11 protein-coding genes are annotated in these 14,381 nt (G+C 57.0%); 5 read left to right on the top strand and 6 right to left on the bottom strand.

What is annotated here, in order from left to right; all coding sequences use genetic code 11:
• Positions 1 to 69: 69 nt before the first annotated feature.
• The 3 genes from BV390_RS03150 (at position 70) to BV390_RS03140 (ending at position 3,455) form a co-directional block, all read left to right on the top strand.
• Positions 70 to 1,110: an aldo/keto reductase gene (locus tag BV390_RS03150; RefSeq protein ID WP_032688703.1), complete on the top strand. Its 1,041-nt coding sequence runs from the start codon at positions 70 to 72 to the stop codon at positions 1,108 to 1,110.
• Between the two features lie 156 nt (positions 1,111 to 1,266).
• Positions 1,267 to 2,643: a glycoside hydrolase family 1 protein gene (locus tag BV390_RS03145; protein ID WP_032688701.1), complete on the top strand. Its 1,377-nt coding sequence runs from the start codon at positions 1,267 to 1,269 to the stop codon at positions 2,641 to 2,643.
• 95 nt (positions 2,644 to 2,738) lie between these two features.
• Positions 2,739 to 3,455, top strand: coding sequence for a GntR family transcriptional regulator (locus BV390_RS03140; protein ID WP_032697679.1), 717 nt, complete (start codon positions 2,739 to 2,741; stop codon positions 3,453 to 3,455).
• Between the two features lie 49 nt (positions 3,456 to 3,504).
• On the opposite strand, the gene ldtB is transcribed toward BV390_RS03140, so the two are convergent.
• Both ldtB and BV390_RS03130 read right to left on the bottom strand, forming a co-directional pair.
• Positions 3,505 to 4,428 (bottom strand): L,D-transpeptidase, encoded by a 924-nt coding sequence (ldtB, locus tag BV390_RS03135; RefSeq protein WP_160873486.1) that lies wholly within the window; start codon positions 4,426 to 4,428, stop codon positions 3,505 to 3,507.
• 191 nt (positions 4,429 to 4,619) lie between these two features.
• Entirely contained in the window at positions 4,620 to 5,402 is a 783-nt protein-coding gene (locus tag BV390_RS03130; RefSeq protein ID WP_032688700.1) for a tyrosine-protein phosphatase, read from the bottom strand.
• 178 nt (positions 5,403 to 5,580) lie between these two features.
• Between BV390_RS03130 and BV390_RS03125 the strand changes: the two genes are divergently transcribed.
• Positions 5,581 to 7,176 (top strand): ABC-F family ATPase, encoded by a 1,596-nt coding sequence (locus tag BV390_RS03125; protein ID WP_004859854.1) that lies wholly within the window; start codon positions 5,581 to 5,583, stop codon positions 7,174 to 7,176.
• Positions 7,177 to 7,583: 407 nt separating this feature from the next.
• Here BV390_RS03125 and BV390_RS03120 read toward each other — a convergent pair whose 3' ends face one another.
• The 3 genes from BV390_RS03120 to BV390_RS03110 form a co-directional block, all read right to left on the bottom strand.
• Positions 7,584 to 7,832, bottom strand: a complete 249-nt coding sequence (locus BV390_RS03120) for a hypothetical protein (RefSeq protein WP_032697677.1) — start codon at positions 7,830 to 7,832, stop codon at positions 7,584 to 7,586.
• Positions 7,833 to 7,976: 144 nt separating this feature from the next.
• Positions 7,977 to 10,343: a glycoside hydrolase family 31 protein gene (locus BV390_RS03115; RefSeq protein ID WP_032688698.1), complete on the bottom strand. Its 2,367-nt coding sequence runs from the start codon at positions 10,341 to 10,343 to the stop codon at positions 7,977 to 7,979.
• A 14-nt stretch (positions 10,344 to 10,357) separates the two neighbouring features.
• On the bottom strand, positions 10,358 to 11,659 hold the full coding sequence (locus tag BV390_RS03110) for an MFS transporter (RefSeq protein WP_085396556.1): 1,302 nt from the start codon (positions 11,657 to 11,659) through the stop codon (positions 10,358 to 10,360).
• 300 nt (positions 11,660 to 11,959) lie between these two features.
• On the opposite strand from BV390_RS03110, the gene BV390_RS03105 reads away from it, so the two are divergent.
• Positions 11,960 to 13,033, top strand: coding sequence for a LacI family DNA-binding transcriptional regulator (locus tag BV390_RS03105; protein ID WP_046852873.1), 1,074 nt, complete (start codon positions 11,960 to 11,962; stop codon positions 13,031 to 13,033).
• Here the strand turns inward: BV390_RS03105 and BV390_RS03100 are convergent.
• Entirely contained in the window at positions 13,030 to 14,295 is a 1,266-nt protein-coding gene (locus BV390_RS03100) for a DUF1479 domain-containing protein (protein WP_085396555.1), read from the bottom strand. The genes BV390_RS03105 and BV390_RS03100 overlap by 4 nt on opposite strands.
• Between the last annotated feature and the right edge of the window lie 86 nt (positions 14,296 to 14,381).

Here is a 14,381-nt window from a genome sequence, read left to right as displayed (position 1 = left end):
CATTCGCCGGTTCCGTCGCGGGCGTATAACGTTAACGTTGAGGTTTAATATCCTGATGAGGAGAGTCCAATGCGTTATCAAAAACTCGGAAACACCGGTCTGTTTGTCTCCCGACTGTGCCTGGGCACCATGACCTTTGGCGGCGAAGGCGGCATGTGGGGCAAAATTGGTCAGTTGCGCCAGGCTGAGGCCGAACAGCTGGTGGGCAGTGCGCTGGATGCGGGCATTAACTTTATCGACACCGCAGATGTCTATTCTGAAGGCCGTTCGGAAATGTTAACCGGCCAGGCGCTAAAAAACCTGAAGGTTCCGCGCGAGAACGTGGTGGTGGCTACCAAAGTCTTTGGCGAAACCGGTACGGCCGGCGTCAATTCCCGCGGCAGTTCGCGTTTTCATATCATGGAGAGCGTCAAAGAGAGTCTGCGACGGCTGCAGCTCGATCACATCGATCTTTATCAGCTCCACGGTTTCGATCCGGCGACGCCCATCGAGGAGACGCTCTACGCGCTGGATAATCTGGTGCAGCAGGGACATGTTCGCTACATCGGTGTGTCAAACTGGGCGGCCTGGCAAATCGTGAAAGCGCTGGGGATTTCCGCGCGTCTGGGGCTGTCGCGCTTCGCTTCCCTACAGGCTTACTACACGATCGCCGGGCGCGATCTGGAGCGAGAGCTGATTCCGATGATGCAGAGTGAAGGGGTCGGTTTGATGGTCTGGAGTCCGCTGGCCGGCGGTCTGCTGAGCGGGAAATACGATCGTGAGGGTCAGACTGCCGAGGGCGGCCGCCGGCAGGCGTTTGATTTCCCGCCGGTAAATAAAGATCGCGCTTTCGACTGCATCGATGTCATGCGCGTCATTGCGGAGGCCAAAGGTGTTTCGGTCGCGCAGATTGCTCTTGCCTGGCTGCTGCATCAGTCTGCGGTCAGCAGCGTGATTATCGGCGCCAAACGTCCCGAGCAGCTGGCGGACAACCTCGCCGCCGTCGATATTCAACTGAGCGAGGTGGAGCTGGCCCAGCTGGATGCCGTCAGCGCACTGCCGCGCGAATACCCCGGCTGGATGCTGGAGCGTCAGGGTGAATATCGCCGCGATCAGCTCGCACAGCAATAAATACAGGTCGCTCTGTCTGGCCGGATCGGTGCCCCCGATCCGGCTTTTTTTATTTGCTGCGCTCACAAAAAACGATCCTTTGTTTTGCCTGGGCGATGAATATCGTTTATATGACTAGTCATGAAATTTAAATGACTAGTCATATAGGGGCGTGAGATGAACAATAGACTACCGGCGGACTTTTTGTGGGGTAATTCGGTCTCCAGCATGCAAACGGAAGGGGCCTGGAATGAAGGGGGAAAGGGGATGTCGGTGTACGACATTCGCGAGCCTGCGGAATTCGCCTCCGACTGGAAAGTCGCCACGGACTCTTACCATCGTTACCGGGAAGATTTCGATCTGATGCAGGATCTGGGGATGAACTGCTATCGCTTCCAGATTGCCTGGAGTCGGGTGTGTCCGCTGGGCGACGGCGAATTTAATGAAGAGGGGATCGCCTTCTACCACCAGTTTATTGATGAACTGATCGCCCGCGGTATTGAGCCGATGATCTGCCTGTATCATTTCGATATGCCGCTTTCACTGGCGGAACGCTATAACGGTTTCACCGACCGTCGCGTGATGGAGGCCTTTATTCGTTACGGCCAGAAGATGATCGCCTGCTACGGCGATAAGGTGAAGTACTGGCTGACCTTCAACGAGCAGAATCTCTACCATATGCCGGAGGCGTTCCTCATTACGGGCTATCTGCGCGGTGAGAAAACCCTGCGCGAGCTGTACCAGATCCAGCACCACGTGATGATGGCCCATGTTCACCTGACCGACTATCTGCATCGGGAGAAACCGCACTGCCTGATGGGCGGCATGCTGGCGCACGCGCTGGTCTATCCGGCGACCTGTAAGCCGCGCGATATTCTCTGCGCCCAGCAGCTTGATGAGTTCTTTAACCAGAATCTGCTCCGCGCCTTTGCCGGTGAAGGCTACAGCCCGGAAGTCATGCACTTCGTGGCGCGGGAAGGTTTTAGCGAGATCTATCGGCAAGAGGATCTGGCGCTGATGGCGACGGTAAAAGTCGACTATCTGGCCTTCAGCTACTATGCCAGCCGGACTCTGGACAGCGATCCCGTTCCTCCCGGTACGCCGGTGAACAACTATATGCTGTTCGGTGATAAACCGAATAGCTGGCTGAAAGCGACGGAATGGAACTGGCAGATTGACCCGCTCGGTTTCCGCATGATCATCACGCGCTACTACAACGACTGGCGTTTGCCGGTATTCCCGATTGAAAACGGCATTGGCGTCATTGAGTCATGGGATGGCGAGACGCCGGTGGCCGATGATTACCGTATTGCCTATCATCGCGATCATATCAACGCCATGAAAGAGGCGATATTTGAAGATGGTGCGCAGGTGATGGGCTACCTCGGCTGGGGACTGATTGATATCCTCAGTTCTCAGGGCGATATGCGTAAGCGCTACGGCGTGGTGTATGTGAATCGCGAAAACCACGATCTGAAAGACCTTAAGCGCGTGCCGAAGAAAAGCTACGCCTGGTTAAAGCAGGCTATTCGCAGCAATGGTGCACAGATGTAGCGGAGCGAGCGGCGGGCGTTTGGTGTATTCTTAGGCCCGCCAGCACTGGTGCAACAGAGTACATCCAGAGACAACCATCATAAAAAGGACGGGGAATGACGGCGAAGTATCTTTCGATCGCGCGGGAAATAAAAAAACGCATTATCAGCCAGCAGTACCCCGCCAGCGCCCCGTTACCCGACCAGTTTGCGCTGGCGGCGGAATTCAACACCAGCAGGATGACCATCCAGCAGGCGATGCGCCAGCTTATTGTCGAGGGGCTTATCTATACCCGCAAAGGGCAGGGTACCTTCGTGCGTAAGAACTTTCTGCAGCTCTCGCAGTGGGAACTGCCGGGTAGCGATTACTTCGGCGCCACCAAAACCTGGGAGCATCTGGGAGAAGTGACCAGTCAGGTTATCCGCTTTGAACTGCGCTTTGCCACGGAAAAAGAGCAAACCTCGCTGCTTATCGACGCCGATGCCCCAGTCTATGATTTTGTCCGCCTGCGGGTGCTCAATGGCGAACCGATCTCGCTGGATATGACGGTGATGCCCGTGGCGCTGGTGCCGGGGCTGAATAAAACGCATCTGGAAAGTTCGGTGTTTCGCTACGTGCAGGAGACGCTGGGGCTGAAGCTGATGGGCTCGTATCGCGTGGTGCGGGCGATGAAGCCGGATGCGCTGGACCAGCTGCACCTCAACTGCGGCGAGAGTGACCCGGTGCTGGAAGTCGAGCAGGTTATCTATCTGGAAGACGGGACGCCGCTGGAGTATGCCCGCTGCCACTATCGCTACGATCATGGCGGCATTATCCTGGTCAATAACGGATAAAAAAAGGCGGGCACCGGGCCCGCCTTTTTCATACTGTTACGTCAGAAGATTAGTTCAGACGAACCGGCATACCGGAACGGTTCTGGACAGCCTGCTCGACCACGGTCTGATCGACGTCGGACTGGCTGGTGACCGCCTGGACTTCTTTGGTCAGCGTAATCGGCACGATTTCACCGCCCTGGAACTGGGCTTCGGTGGTGGACAGCGGGTTATGTACTTCGACATAACGGCTACCGTCCGGCTCGGTGGTGGCTTTCACCGGCTCATCGATAAACTCGACGCGGGTGCCGACCGGCACATTCTCAAACAGGAATTTGATGTCTTCGTTACGCAGACGGACGCAGCCGTGGCTGACGCGCAGTCCGATACCGAAGTTAGCGTTGGTGCCGTGGATCGCGTACAGACGACCAATATACAGCGCATACAGACCCATCGGGTTGTCAGGACCCGCCGGTACGACGGCCGGCAGCGGGTTACCCGCTGCGATATATTCCGCGTGCATTTTCGCCGTCGGCGTCCAGGTCGGACCCGCTTTCTTACGTTCTACCTTAGTGACCCATTTGATCGGCGTATCTTTGCCCAGCTGGCCGATACCAATTGGCAGCACGATAACGGTGTTGGTGCCTTTCGGGTAGTAGTAAAGACGCATTTCCGCGCTATTGATAACGATACCTTCATGCACGGTGTCCGGCAGAATCAGCTGCTGCGGGATATTCAGCACGGTGCCGCTCTTCGGCAGATAGGTATCCACGCCCGGGTTGGCTTCCAGCATGTTGGACAACCCCATCTGGTATTTAGCTGCGAAATATTCCAGCGGTTGCTTGTTGTTATCAGGAACCGTAATCACCTGGTTCTGACCAATCAGTCGGCTACCGTCGGTCGGCAGCGGATAAGTGACAGCGGATGCAGTGTTGCAAAAGCCGACGAGGGCGAAGGCTGCCGCTAAGAGTGTCGATATTTTCATATTCTTCATGTCGTGTGCAGTGGCAAAGCCACAAAGGCCTTTGTCAGATGATTCAGCTAATAGATGGGAGCGCATTATATGTGCATTCCATCCAACAGGGAAATCAGATGTGTACGAAATCACACTTTTTTGCCAGTTGTTTCAAGTGTAGTTCGCCGTTTTTCATTTCTGCGGTAAATCGTGGCAGGAAAAAACGGCATTTACCCCTCGAGAAAGCGTGAGCGCAGCGCTTCACGCGCGTCGGGCGTCAGCTGATATTCCTGTTCCAGCCATCCATCCACGCTGGTATAGCGCTCGTGAATTGCCGATAGCGCCGCCGCGAGGTACGACTCATGTACCGTCAGGATTTCTGCCAGATTCTGCCGTCCGCGGGGGGTCAGTTGATCGCCGAGCAGGCCAAGGAGCCCGCTTTCGACCTGGTTCAGCGTACCGTGGGTGAGGAGATACTCCTCCATCACCGTCGGCGTGTCGCAGCCAAGGGCGAACAGCGTCAGCGCGCAGCCCACGCCGGTACGATCTTTACCCACCGCACAGTGCTGCAACAGCGCACCGTCAGCAGGCTGCATCAACCAGCCGGCAAGCTGGCGATAGGCGGCGTTGTTAAAGGGTAACTGACGATAAAGCTGCAGCATAAATTTCTCGCCGCTCATGGCATTGAGCGTCGCGGCGTTAAGTTCCGTGACTTTGGCATCGACCTCTGGCGTCAGAGGATTGGCGGGCGCATTGAGATAACGCATCCGTCCATTCAACCTGTCGGGGCTGCGCTGGACCTCATGCGGATCGCGGTAATCAATGACCCGGGTCACCGGCAGATTATCCAGGCGGCTCAGATCCTCGTCGGTCATCTGGTGTAACGAGCCGGAGCGCAGGAGTTTCCCCTGGCGCACGCGGCGGCCGTCGGCGGTGTGCAGGCCGCCGAGGTCACGAAAGTTGATGCCGCCCTGAAGCGATAAGAATGCCGGATGGCGGGAGTAGGTGGTCATAGGTTCCTTCCAGATTAAGGGAAAAAATCATGTATCGGTTAAATGAATCGCGCAATATGAGAGAGACCGTACCACAGGCGCTGCCTGCGATTTTATTGCAAACCGTGAAAAGTGATGGCTTTGCTGGCATAATGCCCGATGTATCACACTTCTCATTCTCTTTTTTCAGGATAACCCCGTGCTAGTATCCAGCAACGTCACCATGCAGTTTGGCAGTAAGCCGCTGTTCGAAAACATCTCCGTCAAATTTGGCGGCGGCAACCGTTACGGCCTGATTGGCGCCAACGGTAGCGGTAAATCCACCTTTATGAAGATCCTCGGCGGCGATCTTGAGCCGACGTTGGGTAACGTGTCTCTCGATCCGAACGAACGTATCGGTAAACTGCGTCAGGATCAGTTCGCCTTTGAAGAATTCACCGTGCTGGATACGGTCATTATGGGCCACGGCGAGCTGTGGGAAGTAAAACAGGAGCGCGATCGCATCTATTCCCTGGCGGAAATGAGCGAAGAAGACGGCTACAAAGTGGCCGACCTGGAAGTCACTTACGGTGAAATGGACGGCTATTCTGCCGAAGCGCGCGCCGGTGAACTGCTGCTCGGCGTCGGGATCCCGGTTGAACAGCATTACGGCCCGATGAGCGAAGTGGCGCCAGGCTGGAAGCTGCGTGTACTGCTGGCGCAGGCGCTGTTTTCGAACCCGGATATCCTGCTGCTCGATGAACCGACGAACAACCTGGACATCGACACCATTCGCTGGCTGGAGCAGGTGCTGAACGAACGTGACAGCACCATGATTATCATTTCGCACGACCGTCACTTCCTGAACATGGTCTGCACCCATATGGCCGATCTCGACTACGGCGAACTGCGCGTTTATGCCGGCAACTACGACGAGTATATGACCGCCGCGACCCAGGCTCGCGAACGCCTGCTGGCCGACAACGCCAAGAAAAAGGCGCAAATTGCCGACCTGCAATCCTTCGTCAGCCGCTTTAGCGCCAACGCCTCAAAATCTCGCCAGGCGACCTCCCGCGCCCGCCAGATTGACAAAATTAAGCTGGATGAAGTGAAAGCGTCCAGCCGTCAGAACCCGTTCATCCGTTTTGAACAGGATAAGAAGCTGTTCCGTAATGCGCTGGAAGTGGAAGCGCTGGCGAAAGGTTTTGACAATGGTCCGCTGTTCAAAGGGGTCAATCTTCTGCTGGAAGTCGGTGAGAAGCTCGCCGTGCTCGGGACCAACGGCGTGGGTAAATCCACGTTGCTGAAAACCCTGGTTGGTGAACTGGAACCGACCAGCGGCAGCGTGAAATGGTCTGAAAACGCGCAGATTGGCTACTACGCGCAGGATCATGAATACGAGTTTGAAAACGATCTGACCGTCTTCGACTGGATGAGCCAGTGGAAGCAGGACGGTGATGACGAGCAGGCGGTGCGCAGTATCCTCGGTCGTCTGCTGTTCAGCCAGGACGATATCAAAAAGCCGGCTAAAGTGCTGTCCGGTGGTGAAAAAGGTCGCATGCTGTTCGGTAAGCTGATGATGCAAAAGCCGAACATCCTGGTCATGGACGAACCGACTAACCACCTGGATATGGAATCGATCGAATCGCTGAACATGGCGCTGGAGATGTATCAGGGGACCCTGATCTTCGTTTCTCACGACCGCGAGTTCGTCAGCTCGCTGGCAACCCGCGTGATCGAAATTACGCCGGAGCGCGTGATCGACTTCAGCGGTAACTACGAAGATTACCTGCGTAGCAAAGGTATCGATAACTAAGTGCCTGCGATCCCGGCGCGCCTGCGTGCCGGGATAACCTTGTTCAGAGCAGCCCTGCTCTGAAGCTCTCTGCTACCATCCGCCATGCATTCAGACCCCTTAATTTACTCATCTTTCCTGCACAATACTGTGAATAAATAGCCGCTGAATTATCTGTTGCAGGAGGGGGCCATGAGCGCGTTTTCGCTGAGTGATTGCGTGGCTGAACCCCGTCTTCTCTGAATCTGAACGGGGTAGCGTGCAATGATTATTGTTCTGACTTTACTGAGCCTGGTACTGTACTGCGTGCTGATTGGTTTTCTGATCGCTGCGGTTTGAGGGAGCGCGGCCGCCCGACGGCACGGCCTGATGAGCCGGGCAGCTATGCGACAGCTGCCGCCCGGCACGAACCGAAGAGGCAGGGCAGCTTAGTGGTGATGCGCGGCGGCGGCAGGGGCCGGGAAACCGCGGTAGGTTGGCGCGGCGCTGGTAAATGTCCCTGGGCTATAGGCCTGGGCGATCGCCGCATCGTTTTCATCAGCGGCAAAGCGGCTGATGGCCGTGGTTTTGGCCGCGGCGGAGGGCAGCGGCATTTCAGGAGAGGGTTTTTCCTGAAATGCCAGGGCGCTGGTGGAACATAACGTCAGCCAAACAATAAGAGCGCTCAGTACTTTCATCGTCAGAGGTCCGGATCCGGGGAAGGGGCACTCTTACGGTATAACCGGCGCATCGAAAACGCCACGCGTTCTTACCGTTGTGGCGTAGTTAGTTACAGCTGGACATCAATTCGCTGCCCCTCCCGCCAGGGAAGGGCGCCGGGACTACCTCAGACGCCATTCACCGGCTTCTTTACCATTGATCAGCAGCTTGCGCTTTTCACCGGCGGGTAAAGTCACTTTCAGCGTATCCCAGGCCGGGCAATAACGGCCGCGAGGGGTCAGTTGCAGGCTGATGGTGCTGGCGTCGCAGACCATCTCCCACGTCAGCCACAGCGCATCATCCTCTTTATAGCCCCAGCTTTCGCCATCGTCCTCAAACAGTAGACCCTGCGACGACCCCACGCCTTTCAGCGGGAACAGCTTCAGCTCGCGCCGATCGTCTTTTGTCGCGCTGACGTGGGTGATGCGTTCGCTGAGCGGCAGGCCGGCTCCGGCGCGGACCAGCAGCGGCAGATGTTCCAGCGGCGCATCTCGCGTTATCCACTGGCCAGCGGAGAACCATTCCCCGCTATAAAAATCGTACCAGCCGGAGCCGTTTTCCGGCAACCACACCCGGCGCTGACGCTGGTCTGGTTCGACGACGCTGGCGACCAGCAGATCGCGCCCCAGCAGGAAATCATCGCACTCTTCAAAGGTTTGCGGATCGTGTTCATGATCGAGGAACGTTGGTCGCAGCATCGGCTCATCGTCGGCGTGGGCCTGCCACAGGAGCGTATACAGATAGGGCAGCAGGCGATAGCGCAGTTCAATCGCGCTGCGAATCGCCGGAGTCACGCCCGGATACATCCACGCCTCGTTGACCGTCTGGTCATCGTTCCATGAATGGATGGTAAAGCGCGGGTGCATCACGCCATTCTGTACCCAACGTACGAACAGCTCGGCATCCGGTTTATCACCGGAAAAACCGCCGACGTCGTGGCCCACGTTATATAAGCCGGATAAACTCATCCCCAGCCCCATGCGGGTGTTATAGCGCAGGGTCTCCCAGCTGGTGCGGTTGTCGCCGCTCCAGGTCTGGACATAGCGCTGCATTCCGGCACAGCCGGAACGGGAGATCAGATACGGTCGCTTTTGTGGCGCGAAACGCTGCTGGGCTTCCATTGAGGCGCGCATCATCAGCAGCGGCATCACCGGGCGAATATGCTTGATGGCGATGCTCTGGCCAAAGCCGTGACAGCGGGCTTCGCCATCCCAGACTTCAAATTCGTTATTATCATTCCAGGTGGAATCGATGCCCATCTCCAGCAGTTGGTGGGTAACGCCGTCCTGCCACCAGGCGACGGTGTGGGGATTTGTGAAGTCAAGGTGCGACCCTTCGTCATCCCAGAAGCTGGAGCGTTCCGGCGCGTCGGTCTCCGAGTCGCGAATGAATAACCCTTTTTCCGCCACTTCGCTATAGCGCGGATGGTCCTGCAACAGACAGGGTTTAATATTGGCCGCCAGCTTAATGCCGGCGTCATGGAAGCGCTGAGTCATCACTTTTGGCTGCGGCACCTTGTCGTAGTTCCAGTTAAACACGTAGCGCTTACCGTTGATCGAGGTATAGCCGGAAGAGAGCTGGAAAGAGTCGCAGGGAATCGCATGCGCTTCACACAGACGGATAAAGTTCATCAGCTGATTTTGCGCATCCGGCGCGTCGGTGTAATGCATGGTGGAGCCGCTGTAGCCGAGACTCCATTTCGGCCCGAACAGCGTTTTACCGGTCAGGCGAACAAATGCTTTGGTGACATCCAGCGCCCGTCGGCCGGTGAACAGGTAGTAATCGATATCGCCCGCTTCCGCCTGCCAGCGGCGATAGGCGGTGTGGTAGTTATCAATTTCATTGCCCAGATCCAGCCAGCAACTGCTCAGATTATCGTAGAACAGGCCATAGCTGATGTCGCTACGCTGGGTGAGGGTAAAGGGGATATGCTTGTACAGCGGGTCGGTACTGACGGCGTTATAGCCCATCGCGTCGAGATTACGCATTTCATAGCGTTTACCGTTGCGCTGAAGATCGCCGGCCTTCTCGCCAAGACCATAAAATCGTTCGTCCTTGCGGCGGCTCAGATAGTGCGCCGCGCCGTCGCCGTGGGCGTTGAGCAGATAGGCGCTGGTGGGGCGGTCATTGACCAGCGGGAGCCATTCGCCGTCGTCATGACGATAGCTCCACTCCAGCCACAGCGGCTGGTGGACGGTGACACGCAGCTGCCCGGTGGCGACCGTCAGGCTATCAGCGTGTTGTTCAAGCGTCCACGCGGGCAGACTAAAGCCGCTCAGATCCTCACGAGGGCGGCCTTCCCACGGCACGTCCTGCTGCGGTGCAATGCTCCAGGTACGGTCCAGCGCCAGCTGACCTTTGCGCTTAAGCAGGACGCGGAACAGGTTCTCTTCCAGTACATACAGGCACAGCGTGTGCTGCCCGTCGATAGTTAACTCAACGTGATGAGCCAAGCGTTGGTGCAATGTCCAGTGTTTCAGCGTTTTCATCTTTGTATCCACTCTCAGGCGCGTTTGGCGCGACGTTCAGCAATAAATGCCACCAGGAAGATGGCGCCAATCAGGTCAAAGAACCCCATGGCGATAAACAGCGGGTTGAAGCCAATTTTGTCGGCGGTCACCCCGATTAATAGCGAGAACAGGAAGCTGGCAATCCAGGCTGCGGAACCGCGCATCCCGTTGACCGTTGCCATCTGGCCTTTATCAAACGACTCCACCACCAGCGCGCTCAGCATGCAGGAGATGATCTGGTGGCCGAAGCCGCCGATGGAGATCAGCACGATGGTGATATAGGGGTCGCGGGTGATGGCAACGAGGGCCAGCGAAATCATCAAAAAGGCGCCGGTCACCGAACTGGCGACGACGGCGTTAACCCGGGTATAGCCGAACCAGCGGGTATACAGCCTGGTCAGATAGCCGCTGACGACGCTGCCGAGGTCGGCGGCAAGAAACGGCAGCCAGGCGAACATGGCAATTTGTTTCAGATCCATGCCGTGCTCTTTAGCGAGGTACAGCGGGACCCAAAAGCTCAGCACCGCCCAGGCCGGCTCAGCCATGAACGCCGGAATCGCGATACCGTAAAAGCGCTTGTTTTTCGAGACGGTTTTTAAGGCGGTGAAGAACGGCAGCTTAACGGCCGGCGGCTCGTTGTCCCGGCGAATGAACGCCAGCTCGCTTTTGTCGAGGTTCGGGTGTTTTTCAGGGTTGTGATAAAGCGCCCACCACAGCACGACCCACAGCAACGCCAGCACGCCGGTGAACATAAACGCGCCCTGCCAGCCGAAAGAGGCGTGGGCGAAGTAGATAATCGGCGGCGCCAGCATCGCGCCAATCGAGAAGCCGACGCCGGCCCAACCGGCGGCGATTGGACGTTCCGATTTCGGGAACCATTCACCGATGGTTTTGGCGTTTGCCGGCGTGGCGGCGGCTTCCGCACCGCCCATGAAGAAGCGCAGGATGGCCAGGTGCAGCCAGCTACCGGCACCGGCGTGAGCGATACAGGCAATGGCCCACAGCGTGGCGCAAATCATAAAGCCGAGCTTCAGGCCGATGACGTCGATAAGCCAGCCGCACAGCGGCTGGAAAAGGGTGTAGGCCAACTGAAAAGCGCCGACAATCCACGAATACTGTTCGGTGGTAATGCCGAGCGAGACCTTCAGCTCCGGGGCAATAATCCCCAGAGAGTTACGTGTGATGTAGTTGACGGTGACGCCGAGTAAAAAAAGGACCAGCATCCACCAGCGTAAATTCTTTATCACCCGCCGGGATTTGCTGGCGGCGATATCGTTGTTGAGGCCTTGACTCATAGAACTCTCCACAAGATTTTTAATGTAGGGTAATGACCGGCTCGCACCACGAGTTGTCATACCGGTTCCTGTAATGGTTTGAATAATATTGTTTTATTTGTTCTTATATCCGGGTAACTAGTATGGAAGTTATCGGACCAATTCAGGTTAGGCGAGAAAAAAGGCGGGCAGTAGCGTTATTTATGAAAGTTTTTTCATAAGATGACGAAATGCTCACTGAAGAGGCAAACATTTACTTGATAATCTGGCTTTGTCAGTGATGAAAATTCTTTCATTTTGAAGGTGGAGCTGGATCACAAAATGGACAAAAAGCTCAAAATAGCCGAGATCGCCAGCCGGACGGGGATGTCGGCGAGCACGGTTTCCAGAGTGCTGGCAGGAAAAGCGAACACCAGTGAGAAGGCCCGGCGGGCCGTGCTGGCGTGTGCGCGCGACATGGGGGTGCTGGAGGGCATCGCCGCCGGGCGTATGCTGCTCAACAGCCTGGTCGTCTTTGCGCCGCAGCGGGCGTTTGATGAGCGTTCTGATATCTATTACTACCGGGTTATTCAAAGTATCCACCATGCGCTGGCCGCTCATGAGGTACGCCTGCGAACCTGCGCGCTGGAAGAGAATGACAGCGATGCCAATCAGTTCCTGGCCCGCATGAACGAACCGGAAACCGAAGCGGCGATCCTGTTGGGAATTGACGATCCGCATATTCACGATCTGGCGGTAGATCTGGCGAAACCCTGCGTGCTGATCAACTGCCGCGACGAAGCGATGCGCCTCTCCTCCATTGCGCCGGATCACCGGCTGATTGGCCAGTTTGCCGCGCAGTATCTGTTTGATATGGGGCATCGGGCGGTGCTGAATGTGATGTGCCTGCGGCGTTACACGATGGACCTGCGGCTGGCCGGTATCAAAGAGGCCTGGCGGATGCGCAACCTGCATTTTACCGATGGGCGTGATCTGCTTACGGTCGCCAGCTTTAGCGCCAGGGACAGCGAAGAGCGGGTGGGCGAATGGCTTGACGCGCGGGCGGGTAAATCGTTGCCAACGGCATTTTTGGTCGGCGGAGATTTTATGGTCGCCGGGACGGTGAGCGCGCTGCAAAAGCGCGGGCTGCGGGTGCCGCAGGATATTTCGGTGATGAGTATCGACGGTTTCAACCTCGCCGCCATTCAGGATGTGCCGCTGACCGCTGTCCACGTCCCGCGCGACGAGCTGGGCACGGAAGCGGTACATCTGCTTCAGCAGCGGTTGATTCGCCCGGATGCGCCGCGCGGCTCGCTGCTGCTGCACGGTACGCTGGTGGTACGGGATTCGGTAAGGCGGATCCGTTCCGGTAACCGCCTTACCACGGTTGTGCAGGCAGGGCTCTACGACGACTAGACGGCGATACCCAGCGCCCGTTTACCATGAATATTGAGATCGTCCAGGGTAAAGCGCTCCTGCCAGTCGGCCTCATAGTCTTCACGGGGGAAGTCCCCCGGCGAAGCGCCGTTTTCCAACGCCAGCTTGACCTTCTGCGCGTAGGCGAGGTTTTTCTCGCACATTGGTGCTGCGGGAATGTACATCACATTGCCCCAGCCCTGCTGGTTTTCCACCGGCGCCACCGAATGAATCACATCGCAGTGCCACCACACCGAATCGCCGGCATTGAGCGCCGGGATTGAACTGAGCGCTTTGATCAGCAGCGGATGCCATTTCTCGGAAACCGGCAGCACTTTCCCCGGCGCCACGCCGCACAGCTCATCGTCCGGCACATCGTCCAGCAGCGGGCGCAGCAGGATATACGCCATCGCCTCCGGAATCGGCACCACGTGCAGCAGCCCCTGATCGGGAATCATATCCGAGAGCGCGGTCCAGCCCTGGAAAGTACGGAAGACCGAGCACTTGGTCGTGTTGTCGACGGTGTACTCTTCGACTTCGGTACGGTGCGACGCATTCCACGGGTCATAGGCATCAATATTGCCGTTGAAGACGTTGGCGAAGACGCGCTGATAGGCCGGCAGCAGCCAGCGCTCCAGCGCGCCGGAATCGGTGTGCGCTCCCAACCCTTTCGAGGTGGTTCCCGGCGGGCGACGGCGGATGCGATCCGGATAGATAACGCTCACGTCCGGGTCGAACCACTGCTTGCCGTCATGGTTAAAGGTCCACAGGCGGTTGAGGAAGGACTGCACGGCCGCCATCTCATCGCTCTGACGCGCCTGCATCTGCGCCTGTGACCAGTAAATCGGGTAAATCTCCGGGCGCGAAGCGTCAAGTGAGCCGAAGAAGGTGTCGCCAGGGCCTTTGTAGACATCGTCGAAATGGTTACGGTCGAGATATTCAAGCATCGCGTTATCCCAGGCCAGCGCCCGTTCGCGCGAGAAGTGACCTTTGATTACCGCGCAGCCGCGGCGCTTAATGGCCTCGCGCTGGGCCTCGCTGACTTTCCCTTGCGCGATATCGTTGAACGGGATCACCGGCCAGACATCCTCGCCGCGGGCTTTCAGCGCCTCAATCTCTTCCAGGCGAGCGGTAATCTTTGCGGTGAGGCGATCGAATACCGCCTGCACATCGCCGATTTGTGCACGCAGATGCTGTTTCATTTGGCGGATCGCCGCTTTGTGGTCGGCGGGTAATGTTTCGTGGGTGTAGATAGCAGCCATGGTGACCTCACTCAGCTTTTGGCTTTCATTCGAAAGTATTAAATCTTACAAACGTTAATTTAAGTTAAATTTAAGTTAATGCAAGT

Origin of the sequence: Klebsiella sp. YJ, assembly GCF_002108615.1 — a bacterium.
Lineage (GTDB): Bacteria > Pseudomonadota > Gammaproteobacteria > Enterobacterales > Enterobacteriaceae > Klebsiella > Klebsiella planticola.
This window is presented reverse-complemented; position numbering and strand designations above follow the sequence as displayed.